This window comes from Aquirufa rosea (assembly GCF_004118285.1).
Classification (GTDB): domain Bacteria; phylum Bacteroidota; class Bacteroidia; order Cytophagales; family Spirosomataceae; genus Aquirufa; species Aquirufa rosea.
Genome location: NZ_SDHY01000002.1, coordinates 384861 through 397490 on the forward strand (window position 1 = coordinate 384861; position 12630 = coordinate 397490).

The 12630-nt window shown below is 40.5% G+C and carries 14 protein-coding genes; 9 read left to right on the top strand and 5 right to left on the bottom strand.

What is annotated here, in order from left to right; translation table 11 throughout:
• The first annotated feature begins 19 nt into the window (after positions 1 to 19).
• Positions 20 to 469: a PaaI family thioesterase gene (locus ESB04_RS04675; protein ID WP_129026562.1), complete on the top strand. Its 450-nt coding sequence runs from the start codon at positions 20 to 22 to the stop codon at positions 467 to 469.
• Here the strand turns inward: ESB04_RS04675 and feoB are convergent, their stop codons facing one another.
• Positions 470 to 2596, bottom strand: a complete 2127-nt coding sequence (gene feoB / locus ESB04_RS04680) for a ferrous iron transport protein B (RefSeq protein WP_317127018.1) — start codon at positions 2594 to 2596, stop codon at positions 470 to 472.
• Positions 2597 to 2606: 10 nt separating this feature from the next.
• Entirely contained in the window at positions 2607 to 2831 is a 225-nt protein-coding gene (locus tag ESB04_RS04685) for a FeoA family protein (RefSeq protein WP_129026564.1), read from the bottom strand.
• A 192-nt stretch (positions 2832 to 3023) separates the two neighbouring features.
• Here ESB04_RS04685 and ESB04_RS04690 point away from each other — a divergent pair, with 192 nt between their 5' ends.
• Genes ESB04_RS04690 through ESB04_RS04720 form a run of 7 tightly spaced genes read left to right on the top strand, consistent with a single transcriptional unit; the run spans position 3024 to position 9170 of the window.
• Positions 3024 to 3689 (top strand): heme exporter protein CcmB, encoded by a 666-nt coding sequence (locus tag ESB04_RS04690; protein WP_317127019.1) that lies wholly within the window; start codon positions 3024 to 3026, stop codon positions 3687 to 3689.
• Positions 3677 to 4357, top strand: coding sequence for a cytochrome c biogenesis protein CcsA (gene ccsA / locus ESB04_RS04695; RefSeq protein WP_129026566.1), 681 nt, complete (start codon positions 3677 to 3679; stop codon positions 4355 to 4357). Before ESB04_RS04690 ends, ccsA (ESB04_RS04695) begins: the two co-directional genes overlap by 13 nt.
• On the top strand, positions 4354 to 4563 hold the full coding sequence (locus ESB04_RS04700; protein WP_129026567.1) for a CcmD family protein: 210 nt from the start codon (positions 4354 to 4356) through the stop codon (positions 4561 to 4563). Before ccsA (ESB04_RS04695) ends, ESB04_RS04700 begins: the two co-directional genes overlap by 4 nt.
• A 4-nt stretch (positions 4564 to 4567) precedes the next feature.
• Positions 4568 to 5011 carry a cytochrome c maturation protein CcmE domain-containing protein gene (locus ESB04_RS04705; protein WP_129026568.1) on the top strand — a complete coding sequence of 148 codons (444 nt, stop codon included), beginning with the start codon at positions 4568 to 4570 and terminating at the stop codon, positions 5009 to 5011.
• A 2-nt stretch (positions 5012 to 5013) separates the two neighbouring features.
• Positions 5014 to 7566 (top strand): cytochrome c biogenesis protein CcsA, encoded by a 2553-nt coding sequence (ccsA, locus tag ESB04_RS04710; protein WP_129026569.1) that lies wholly within the window; start codon positions 5014 to 5016, stop codon positions 7564 to 7566.
• Between the two features lie 3 nt (positions 7567 to 7569).
• Positions 7570 to 7842, top strand: coding sequence for a hypothetical protein (locus ESB04_RS04715; RefSeq protein ID WP_129026570.1), 273 nt, complete (start codon positions 7570 to 7572; stop codon positions 7840 to 7842).
• 5 nt (positions 7843 to 7847) lie between these two features.
• A complete protein-coding gene (locus ESB04_RS04720) occupies positions 7848 to 9170 on the top strand; it encodes a hemolysin family protein (protein WP_129026571.1) in 1323 nt (440 codons plus the stop codon).
• Here ESB04_RS04720 and ESB04_RS04725 read toward each other — a convergent pair.
• The 3 genes from ESB04_RS04725 to ESB04_RS04735 all read right to left on the bottom strand — a co-directional run bounded on the left by ESB04_RS04725 (position 9167) and on the right by ESB04_RS04735 (position 11920).
• Positions 9167 to 10315: a chorismate-binding protein gene (locus ESB04_RS04725; RefSeq protein ID WP_129026572.1), complete on the bottom strand. Its 1149-nt coding sequence runs from the start codon at positions 10313 to 10315 to the stop codon at positions 9167 to 9169. The two genes, ESB04_RS04720 and ESB04_RS04725, sit on opposite strands and share 4 nt — an antisense overlap.
• A 57-nt stretch (positions 10316 to 10372) precedes the next feature.
• Entirely contained in the window at positions 10373 to 11389 is a 1017-nt protein-coding gene (locus ESB04_RS04730; RefSeq protein WP_129026573.1) for an LLM class flavin-dependent oxidoreductase, read from the bottom strand.
• Between the two features lie 111 nt (positions 11390 to 11500).
• The gene (locus tag ESB04_RS04735) at positions 11501 to 11920 is read right to left on the bottom strand and encodes a hotdog fold thioesterase (protein WP_129026574.1); all 420 of its coding nucleotides are present in this window, start codon (positions 11918 to 11920) and stop codon (positions 11501 to 11503) included.
• A 67-nt stretch (positions 11921 to 11987) separates the two neighbouring features.
• Between ESB04_RS04735 and ESB04_RS04740 the strand changes: the two genes are divergently transcribed.
• Positions 11988 to 12629: a histidine phosphatase family protein gene (locus ESB04_RS04740; protein WP_129026575.1), complete on the top strand. Its 642-nt coding sequence runs from the start codon at positions 11988 to 11990 to the stop codon at positions 12627 to 12629.
• Position 12630: the final 1 nt, after the last annotated feature.

The window sequence follows — 12630 nt, forward strand, 5'->3', positions numbered from 1 at the left end:
CCGCCTACACATTCATATCATGAAAGCAAACGAAAAAACTATTGCCTTTTTATCTCAATACATCGGCAAAAAAATGGGGGACGAAAACCCGAATCCCATCACCCGATATTTGGACGGAATCTTGAAATCAGTTTCTGCGGGTTCTATGACTGCTGAGTTTGAGGTAAGAGAAGACCAATGCAACCATGCGGGCGTTTTACATGGAGGAGTTATTTCTATGCTGTTAGATGAGATGATGGGAACTACACTCATAACCTGTGAAATTGAACACCTTTATGTGACTATTAACCTAAGCATCGACTTCCTATATGGAGCTAAGGCTGGCGAGAAAATAACGGTAGTTTCCGAAGTTTTTCGGGTAGGTAAAAAAGTAGCCAATGTAGAAGCTAAAATGTACAATGCAGAAGGCAAGCTCCTAGCTAAAGGCTCCAGCAATCTAGCGGCCACATCCATTCCTTTCAGAATGTAATTAGGATAAAATTTGGTAAACCAAAAAGGCCGCTACATAAGCCAGAGTGGTCATGTAACCAAATTGAATCAAAGGATATTTCCAAGACTTCGTTTCACGATATGTGGTAGCCAATGTACTCATGCATTGCATGGCGAAGGCATAAAAAATCAAAAGAGAGAAACCAAGCGCGGCATCATACATCGGTTTTCCGGTATCTGGATTAATCTCTGCGCGCATACGATTCTTGATGGTGGCATTTTCATCATCAACTTCGCCTCCTAAACTATAAATGGTAGACATAGTTCCTACAAAAACCTCGCGAGCAGCAAAAGAAGTAATTAAAGCAATCCCTATTTTCCAATCGTATCCCAATGGCTTGATAGCCGGTTCAATCAATTTCCCAAAATGACCCGCATAGGAGTTTTCTAATTTCTCTGAAGCGATTTTATTCGTTAAATCCACCCCTGTCAAACTCGGATTGTTTACTCTCACTTGCTCCTCAATCTTGGCCATGCTATCGCCAGGTCCATAGCTAGCGAATACCCATAAAACAATGGAAATGGCTACGATGATTTTACCCGCCTCAAACACAAAAGCTCGAACGGAATTATAAATCGAAATGGCCACATGTTTGAATCTAGGCCCTTTGTAAGTAGGCAATTCCATGATGAAATAGCTTCTCTCCTTGGCTCTCAAGATTTTTTTCAATACCCAAGCAGAAAACAAAGCCATGAAAAAGCCTAATAAATACAAACCAAACAGCGCTACGCCCTGTAAATTGAAAACTCCAAACAAAGTGTTTTTCTCAGGTACCACCAAGGCAATCAAAACGGTATAAATTGGCAATCGCGCCGAACAAGACATCAAAGGGGTAACCAAAATGGTAATCAATCGATCTTTCCATGAACCAATGGAACGGGTACTCATAATGGCTGGAACAGCACAAGCAATACCAGAAATAAGAGGAACTACCGATTTACCATTTAAACCAAATCTCCGCATCATTTTGTCCATGATGAACATGACTCTAGACATGTAACCCGTCTCTTCCAACAAAGAGATAAACAGAAACAAGAAGGCTATTTGTGGAACGAATATCAGAACACCTCCAACTCCCGCAATTAAACCGTCAGTTAACAATCCTGTCAGAGCAGATTCTGGTAAAATTTCCTTTAACCAGTCGTTCAACTGCGCCACTCCGCCATCGATCAAATCCATGGGGTAGGTTGCCCAAGTAAAAACGGCTTGGAACATGACAAACAATATGGACAAGAAAATTAAATACCCCCAGAAAGAGTGTATAAAAACCTTATCGAGCCGGTCTGTCCAAGTTTTCACCGGTTCGGCATCCCACTGTCTATTCAGGTTGATGACACAGCGCTCTACCACTTCCGAAATCTGCTCATATCGCCTGACAGTTTCCGCCGATTTATATTTTTTTGATTCAAAATGATGCTTTTCCATCAAATGATCAAATGATTCACGTTGCTCTTCACTGAACATTTTCATTCGATCATGTTCCATCAACCACAACAAAGACCTATATGGATCTGCTTCCCCAAACTGCTTCTGGACATCCTCGATCAATTGTTCGGACACAGGCAAAGGTAAGGCATCATTGGAAGCATAGCGATGTTTTAAGGTTTTGATGGCGGCCAACTTTAATCCACCTACACCAATTCCTTTTTTGGCATTGATTTCCGCTACCTCCACGTTTAACTCACGGGCTAGCTTCAATGAATTGATGACATAACCTTGGTTTTCAGCCACATCAATCATATTCAATGCTAAGACTGTAGGAATCCCTAAGTCGCGCACCTGAGAAAACAACAATAAATTTCGCTTTAAATTGGAGGCGTCCGCCACCACGATGGCCATATCAGGATAATCAGGGTGCTTGGGATTGGCTAAGATATTGATCACTAATTCCTCATCGATGGACTTAGGATAGATACTGTAGATACCTGGCAAATCCAACACTTCCACATTTCGACCTGGTTCAAGCTCCCAAACCCCTGTCAATTTGTCCATAGTCACACCAGGAAAATTGCCTGTTTTTTGGTTCAAGCCCGTTAAGGTATTGAACAAAGAAGACTTCCCTGCATTGGGATTACCGATAAGCGCAATTCTGGTTACGTTAGCCAAGGTCAAAAATTTATTTCCGTTTAATTTGAATAGTCGCTGCTTCTTCTCTTCTCATGGTCAGGGTATAACCAGAAACCTTTAAAGCAATAGGGTCACCAAAGGGAGCGTGATGTGTCAAAATCACCTCAGTCCCAGGCAAGCAACCCATTTCCAAAAGCTTTAAAGAAAGTATTTCATCCGTAAACCCAGTTATTTCACCATGTTCCCCAATCCGTAAATCCGCCAGTGTCAGCATATATTAAATTCCTATTCTTATTTAGAATAATTCAAAATTAGGCACAAATGTACTAAGTATTTTCGAGCTAAAAAATGATAATTCTTAGTTTTGAGTGTTTTGATTTTAATTCCCCAAAATACTCTTCATAATATTCACCAAAGCCAACTTTCTGTCGTAAATTGCGGGTTCTTAGTTAAGTAGATGTTTAAAATGCTTCAGGAGATCAAAGTTTTATTTCAAAAAGAGCTACAACTCGAATGGAGGCAAAAATATGCCGTCCATGGTTTGTTGCTTTATTTGGCCTCCACCATCTTTGTTTGCTACTTATCCTTCAAAGCTAGACAAGAATCCATCAGTCCAATTACATGGAATGCCCTTTTTTGGATTATTTTACTTTTCATTGCGATCAATGCCATTGGCAAAAGCTTTACTCAAGAGTCAGCCCAACGAGGCTTATTTTATTATACCTTGGTAAAACCTGAATCGGTCATATATTCAAAAATCCTGTATAATTCCTTACTGATGCTAGGGATTTCCTTAGTGGGAATAATCATGTACTCCTGGGTTATGGGAAATCCTGTGGGTAATATGACATTGTACATCATCGCCCTTGTTTTGGGCGCTGTAGGTTTTGCATCCACGCTTTCACTCGTGGGGGGAATTGCAGCACAAGCAGAAAATACCTCCACACTAATGGCTGTACTAAGCTTTCCTATTATCATCCCCTTGCTACTTTTCCTTTTAAAACTTTCGAAAAGTGCCATGGACGGAATTTCTATCTCAGAAAATTGGGATGAAATTTCGGTGTTAGCCTCCTTGGACATTATTGTCGTGGTTTTATCTGGCATTTTATTTCCTTACATATGGAGACATTAAAAAAACATTATTGGAAAGGAGCTGGCATGATCTTGCTGGTTTATACGATGTACATGGGCTTTTTAGGTCATGTGCCCCGTCAACCAATTTTAAATGAGACCGTGCGCAATCTTTACTTCCACGTAACTATGTGGTTTAGCATGATTGCCTTATTGGGTGTTTCGGTATATCATTCCATTCAATACCTGCGCAAATCTGACCCTATGCATGATTTAAAATCCAATGCCTATGTGATTACGGGATTGGTTTTTGCCACATTAGGCTTGTTGACTGGTAGTATTTGGGCCAAATTCACTTGGGGCGACTGGTGGACCAATGATCCCAAATTAAATTCGGTAGCTATAGGAATGCTGATATACTTAGCCTATGGTTTAGTTCGTTCTTCTTTACCCGATGAACAACAAAAAGCGAGAATTTCCTCTGTCTATAATATTTTTGCCTTCATCATTTTCATGGTACTAATCTGGATTTTACCTCGAATGACAGATTCATTACATCCTGGAAATGGGGGCAATCCTGGCTTTAATTCCATGGATTTAGACAACCGTATGCGCATGGTATTTTATCCAGCCATCCTCGGATGGATGTCGCTGGGATTTTGGTATGCTCAGTTACGCATCCGCATCAGAAAAATTGAAGTTTCATTAGAAGAAAAAGAAGAAGCATGAAAAAATACATCATCACCTTACTATTCAGCTTGACGAGTTTACTAGGTCTGGCTCAAACAGACATAGAAATGGCGGATAAATTCCGTGCAGATGGTAAAATCTACGTGGTTATTGCCGTGGTCCTTGTCATCCTTGCAGGCTTGTTTATTTATTTAATTAGCCTAGACAGAAAGGTCAGCGCACTAGAAAAAGAAATAAAAAAATAATCCTATGAAAAAGACACATATCATTGGTCTGATCCTGATTGCGGTGGCTATTGGAATCATATTGATCACCACAGGTGATGCAAGCACTTATGTGGGCTTTGATGAGGCTGAGCGCATCTCACAAAATGACCCTAATCAAAAAGTACATGTGGTAGGGACATTAAAAAAAGATGCCCAAGGGAAAATTGTGGGAATGAACTTCAACCCAGCCCTAGATGCTAACCGTTTGGAATTTATCGTGGAAGATAGTTTGGGTAGAGAAAACCAAGTAGTATATGCAGCTCCTAAACCTCAGGATTTTGAACGTTCAGAGAAAATTGTGTTGGTGGGAAGTATGAAACCTGACAAGATTTTTTATTGCGATAAAATTCTTTTGAAATGCCCTTCTAAATATCAGGAAGGAAAAATTTCGGCTGATTCTACAGCCACATATGAAGCTAAAAAATAATTATGATACACGAGACAATTGGATCAGTTGGTCACCTATTAGTCATCATATCCTTTGTAACTGCCTTATTGGCTACATTTTCCTATTTTAAAGCCACACAATCCACCGATGAATCGGTCGCTAGAGACTGGAAAATACTGGCTAGAAGTATATTCATTGTTCATTTAATAGCCGTCATTGGTGTGGCGTCAAGTTTGTTTGTCATCATCTATAACCATTATTTTGAATACCACTACGCGTTCTCTCATTCATCCAGAGCCCTACCATTGGCTTTCATGATTTCCTGTTATTGGGAAGGACAAGAGGGTAGTTTTTTATTATGGATCTTCTGGCAAGCCATCCTTGGAATCATTTTGATGGTAAAAAATCCAAAATGGGAAGCTCCCGTCATGACGGTTTTTGCCTTGGTACAAACATTCCTTACTTCGATGATTTTAGGGGTAATTCTTCCTTATATCGACTTAAAAATTGGGTCTTCTCCTTTCTTACTTTTGAGAGAAGCGCAACCAGACCTACCGGTTTGGAGCATGCAACCAAATTTCATCCCTAAAGATGGCCGAGGTTTAAATCCACTTTTACAGAATTATTGGATGGTTATTCACCCACCTACCTTGTTCTTAGGATTTGCTTTGACTTTAGTACCATTTGCCTATCTTATCGCAGGTCTATGGAAAAATCAACTAACCGAGTGGATTAAACCAGCTTTACCTTGGGCACTTTTTGGCGCAGGTATTTTGGGCATAGGTATCATGATGGGGGCCTATTGGGCCTATGAAACCTTAAACTTCGGAGGCTATTGGAATTGGGATCCCGTAGAAAATGCCTCATTTGTTCCTTGGTTGGTCATGATTGGTGCCATTCATACGATGTTGGCCTATAAGCATTCCAGCGCTGCCTTGAAAAGCTCCATTATTTTGGTAATTGCTACCTTCATATTGGTCCTATACTCCACCTTCTTAAATCGTTCCGGTATTTTAGGAAATGCCTCTGTGCACTCTTTTACCGACCTAGGCCTATCTGGGCAGTTACTTATTTATATGCTTACCTTCTTGTTGGTGGCCATATTTTTTGCAGTCATTCGTTGGAAAAAATTACCTGCCGATGAAAAAGAGTTAGGCATGTATTCTCGCGAATTTTGGATTTTTGTGGGAGCCTCCATTTTAGGCCTATCCGCATTTCAGTTGATTTTCACCACATCCATTCCTGTTTACAATAAAATCGCGGAAGCCTTTGGAGTGGTTTCAAATATTGCTTTACCAGCAGACCAAGTGGAACATTATAGCAAAATTCAAATATGGATTTTCTTAGCCGTGGCAGGATTGAGTGCGGTAGGACAGTACATTTGGTGGGGTAAATTAAAAGAATCGACTTCATTTAAACCATTAACGAATTCCGCTTTAGTAGCCACCTTACTGACAGTGCTTTTTGTGAATTTGGGTAAGGTTTATACGGTTTCCTATATCTTATTGCTTTGGACTAGCTTGTTTTCTGCCATAGCCAACTTCAACATACTCCTATTTTTAATTCGTCAGCGTTTCAATTTGGTGGGAGGTGCCATGGCGCACGTCGGATTAGCTATTATGCTAATAGGTATTTTATTCTCATCTGGCTATTCCAAAGTGGTTTCTTTAAATCGCTCGGGATTTGCGATATCCAACAAGGTGGAACAATTTACAAAAGATGACAATAAAGAAAATAAAGAAAACCTACCTCTTTGGTTGGGGCAAGGCGCTCAAATGCAAGATTATTTGGTGACCTATAAAGGTCGCATGATTGAATTGCGTGGCAAGCCGGGTTATTATCCAAGGAAAGATTTTGAAGTCATCGAAGGAGATTTCCATGCGATAGCATTGCGCAATGTGGAAAAAGACGGACAGCTCATTGCTAAAAAAGGTGATACCTTGACTGTGGAGCCAGAAAACACCTATTATGAATTAGAGTTCAAAAATGCGGAAGGTAAAACGGTTTCCTTATACCCACGCTGGCAGGTGAATCCTAAAATGGGTACGGCCATTTCTCCCGATGTGAAACACTCCTGGAATCATGATATTTATACCTATGTTTCCTTGGATCCACGACTTGCCGCGGAGGCTGGGGAAGAAAAGCAATGGAGTCAAACGGTAAATTCTACCGTCAGCATAGGAGATACCTTATTTTTGAATGACTTCGTGGCTATTTTGCAAGATGTTTCCCGAGTTAATACGGTAGAAGATATGACCTTGGGGCCAAATGATGCAGCGGTCAGAGCCCAGTTCCAGGTATTAGGTAAAAACTTCCAACAGTTCTCTTTATCACCTCTATTCATTATTAAGGACGGTATGGTGGCCATGCCATCTTTTGAAAGCGAAGAAACTGGCATTAGAATTAAATTTACCGCTATTAATCCTAAAACTCAGCAGTTTAGTTTTGCTGTTAATACAACCCAACAAGATTTGATTATTATCAAAGCTTTGGAAAAACCATACATCAATTTGGTTTGGATTGGTTCAATTTTGATATTTATAGGATTATTTGTGGCCATGTACCGTAGGTTGCAACAACCCAAAGCTGCTTAACAAATGACCAGGAAAGAAATTATCATTTTATCTGCCGGATTGGGCTTTTTAATCATTTGGATCATTGATTTAAATGCCCCTACTCCTGTTGAAATCAAAGGAAATTTTTGGTTAGAAATATACTTTCATTATGTTTGGCTTATGTTTGGCCTGGGTTCACTCCTTTATTTTCAGTACACCAAGAACATGCGCATCAAAGAAGAGGAAAAAAAAGCGGGTGAGGCTAAACCAGATATTCGTAGTCGAGCTATGAAAAGTAGCAAGCGTAAAAACTAAATTCAATGGACCCAGATCCCGGATTATATACCACGCAAGTTGCAGGAATTATCATTTCCATGATATTCTCAGCCTTCTTTTCTGGCGTAGAAATGGCTTTTGTTTCCTGCAATAAATTGTATTTTGAGCTTAAGGCCAAACAAAACATCTTAAGTGCCAAAATCATTTCTAACTTCAACCAATCACCATCCCGTTTCATTGGAACTATGCTGATTGGAAATACCTTGTCCTTAGTGGCCTATGGTATTTTTATGGAGGAGTTCTTGCACCATCAAATACTCCAGCATATTCCTTTTTTGCAAAATGAAATCTTGGCTCGCCTTTTGGCTTCTATCATTGCCACGGTGCTCATTTTAATAACCTCAGAATTTACGCCCAAAAGCATTTTCTTAATCAATCCGGACGTTATTCTCGAATTTTTGGCCATTCTGATTTGGTTGGTTTATATGCTCATGTTTCCATTGGTTTGGCTGACGGTTGGACTCTCTAAATGGTTTATTACCAAAGTACTCCGACTGACCTATTCGGAGGAGAAGCCGGCCTTCGGACTGACAGATTTGAATAATTATTTACAAAATCTGAATAGAAAAGTGTCAACCGAAGAAGAAGCTGAGGTCGACACTAAAATTTTCCATAATGCCCTGGAATTTAAGCAGGTAAAAGTACGCGACTGTATGATTCCTCGTACAGAAATTACTGCCATAGACGTAGAAGAAGGTATTGAAGGCTTAAAACAAGTATTTATTGATTCAGGTCATTCGAAAGTATTGGTATACAAAGAAAGCCTAGAGGATGTTCTGGGCTATTGCCATTCATTAGCCCTATTTAAGAAACCCAAAGACATACAATCCATCCTGACGAATATACTGATCGTCCCAGAAGCCATGCCAGCCAATGACCTGATGTTAAAGTTTTCTAAAGATAGAAAATCCTTAGCCTTGGTGGTGGATGAATTTGGCAGTACTTCAGGCCTTGTCAGTATGGAAGATGTCATGGAAAAGATTTTTGGTGAAATTCAGGATGAGTATGATGACTCGGAAGATTGGATTGAAAAGAAATTAGATGATAACTCCTATTTGCTTTCTGGCCGCCATGAAATTGATTATCTGAACGGGAAATATGATTGGAACTTCCCGGAGGGAGATTACGAAACTTTGGGTGGAATGTTGATTAGCCTATATGAAGATATTCCAAAAGCAAACGAAATCATCACACTGGCTCCTTTTCAATTTCAGATTTTAACCACCACGGATACGCGTATTGAAACCGTCAAAATGACGATCATCGGACCTTATTCACCCAAAGAAGAATTTAAAATTAAACACTAGCCTTCTAAAACCTGCTGTAGAGTTTGGCATTTCATGACAGTCTCTTGCCATTCTTTTTCAGGGTCAGAGTCCTCGGTAATACCACATCCAGCAAAATAGGTAGCCCGACATACGGTTTCCTCTTGTGCTATTTTTACCGTTCGTAAATTGACAAATAAATGAATTTCATCCCCCAAATTTACCGGGCCTAAATAACCTGAATACAGTTCACGGGCATGTTTTTCCGCCTGGCTAATCCACTGTATTGCCTCCACTTTAGGGGTGCCGCAAACAGCCGAAGTGGGATGTAAAAGAGATAATAAAATACCGGGCAACTGAGAAAAATTAAGGGCTTGGGTATCTACTGTAAATTCTGTTTTTAGGTGTAAAAGATTCCCTGCCAAAATAGTTTTAGGGCCTATTTCTTGATATTCTCTGAGTCGTATTTTCTTAAAGCATTCGATGATGTAGCGACAAACATAAGCCTGTTCTTCAATTTCTTTCTGAGACCAGCGGGCATTTTGAGGCGAAACTATCTGACCATCTGCATCCAAAGCTGATTGCGTACCCGCCAAGGCTATCGTTCTAAAAATCCCTTGAGCATCCTGCTCCACCAATGTTTCAGGAGTAGCACATAACCAGGTACTAGCTAGTTCAGGAATATACAATGCACAGACAAAAGCATTAGGATAAGCTTGACATAGTTGACCAAAGGCCTTAAGGGTGGAAAAATTTCCCGGAAATTCTACTTCATCTGTCCTCGAAAGTACTACTTTTTGAAATGTACCTGACTTGATTTCCTCTATCGATTTGCTAACCCAATGAACAAAATGTTGATGTTTCTGCTCATTTTGTACCTGATCATGCTTCGCTTTTTGTCCAAATGCAGCCCGGATTTCATCTGACGTAAATGAGCCTTCCAATAATGTTTCCGCCTTTAAAAAATAAGGTAAGCCAGTGAAGGGCGCTACTAAAAATCCTGCTGGAAAGCTCTCCAAATCCAAAGAACCTACTTTTTCCCCACCAGAGGAATCGACTAAAAAATATCGTTTATCGCTTTTAGGTAATCGCCACACGGCCATTCCACCCCGTTTTTGAACGGTCTCTTTCCACAATTGTTCCCAATCGAGTAAGGAGGTGTTGTTATATGATATGGCTGTTGGCATAAAATTATCTGGGGCCACAAAGTTAAACAATTCGGCTAATCCATTATCCTTTTCTTATCAATAGTCAAATCCCACGGAGCTTAATTGATGGATGGCCTCTCTTAAGATGGTATAGGATTTCTTTTTCTTCTCACGATCAAAAATATAGGTAGCCACCATCAATTCATCAATGCCTGTTTCTTCAATAAAGGCCCCCAAATTCTGTTGCAAGGTTTCCTGACTGCCAAAGAAGCTGCAAGCCAGCATTTTATCTGCCATAGCCTTAATTTCTGGAATATGGTAGGCCTCAGGTAAAGGCCCTGGAGGCGCTAAAGGCACGCGTTGGTTAGTAATGATACCAACAAACATACGTATCAAACTGCTGCGAAGATGCTCCGCCTCCTCATCTGTATCTGCTCCTACTACATTCACACAAGCCATTACATATGGCATTCCCAAAGCATCTGAAGGAGTGAAATTTTTACGATATATTTCAATAGCTTGTCGGAACTGAGCAGGAGCAAAATGTGCGGCAAAGGCATAAGGCAATCCCATTTTTGCAGCCAAATAGGCGGAATCCGTACTAGACCCTAAAATCCAAATGGGTACTTCAAGGCCTTCTGCAGGAAATGCGCGCACAGAGGACAGGCTATTTTCTTCACTAAAATATTGCTGTAATTGAGCCACATCCTGAGGGAAATGGTAAGCCGTATCCGTATTGTCCCTTCTCAACACTCTGGCTGTCAGCTGGTCTGTTCCGGGTGCTCTTCCTAATCCTAAATCTATACGACCAGGATACATAGTAGCTAAAGTCCCAAACTGTTCTGCCACCACTAAAGGACTATGATTAGGTAACATGATTCCTCCGGAACCTACCCGAATGCGAGAAGTCTTTCCTGCCACATGTCCAATTAACAAAGCAGGAGAAGAACTCGCAATAAACTCCATATTATGATGCTCTGCCAACCAAACTCGGCGAAATCCCAAAGTCTCCGCATGCTGAGCTGTTTCCACCGTCCTTTCTATGGCCAGAGCGGCGTCTCCCCCTTGAGGAATAGGCGCTAATTCTAAAACAGAAATAGGTATGGCAGGCATGGATTGATTCAACTAATAAATGACAAACTACGATTCATAGATTTATGTTCCCAATCTAATTCATAAAATTTTAATAGATAAAATCTAAAATGAACAGAATCTATTGAATATTTAAGCTGACAAGATAGCTACAGTCAAACGACTCACACAAATTAAGTCGCCCTGCTCATTGTGAATCTTAATATCATAGACATGCATGGTACGCCCAATTCGAATGGGCGAACAGGTGCCTATCACCCAGCCATCTCGAGCAGATTTTAAGTGGTTGGCATTGATTTCCACGCCTACGGCCTTCATGTTTTGAGGATCTTTGGCGGCCAACATGGTGGCCATGCTACCCATGGTTTCAGCTAAGACCACGGAGGCTCCACCATGTAACAAGCCAAATGGCTGCTTTGTCCGGTGGTCTACTGGCATACGTGCCGTGAAATAGTCAGAATGTACTTCTAAAAATTCTATTCCCAGATGCTCCAGCATATTACCCTTGCTGAAGCTATTTAGCTGTTCCGATGAGATGGATGTATTAAACATATATTTCGTATTTTTGTGATCAAAATTCGCAATAATTTACTAATTACTCCTCCAATTCTCCTTTTTTATGCACCCTACCAAAGACATTTACCTGATACGCCACGGAGAGACAGATTACAATAGAATGGGGGTAGTACAAGGCAGTGGTATCGATGCCCATTTAAATGAGTTAGGACGCAGACAAGCCCAAGCTTTTTTCGATCATTATGGTGACTTAGCCATTGATAAAATTTATACTTCCGAATTAATCCGTACCCACCAGTCGGTAGATGGTTTTATACGTAAAGGAATAGCCTGGGAGAGACATGCTGGATTAAATGAAATATCATGGGGAAGTAAGGAGGGGAAGTCGCCCAACACGGATGACGACCTTTACTATAAAAATTTAACCAGAACTTGGCGAGAAGGGAACATTCATGTACCTTCGGACGAGGGTGAGAGTCCCGTGCAGGTACTGGAAAGACAAAAACCCGTGGTGGATTTAATACTTTCTAGGCCTGAGGAACAAGCCATTTTAATAGCCATGCATGGAAGAGCTATGCGTGTTCTATTAACGTATTTGTTTGAGCAACCCTTGAAAAAAATGGATGATTTTGCGCACAGCAATCTCTGCTTATACCATTTACAATATTCCTACCCTGACCGCGCATTTAAACTTATTAAAGGCCCGCTAACCGAACATTTGAGGCATTTACCTGATTCCATGTAAT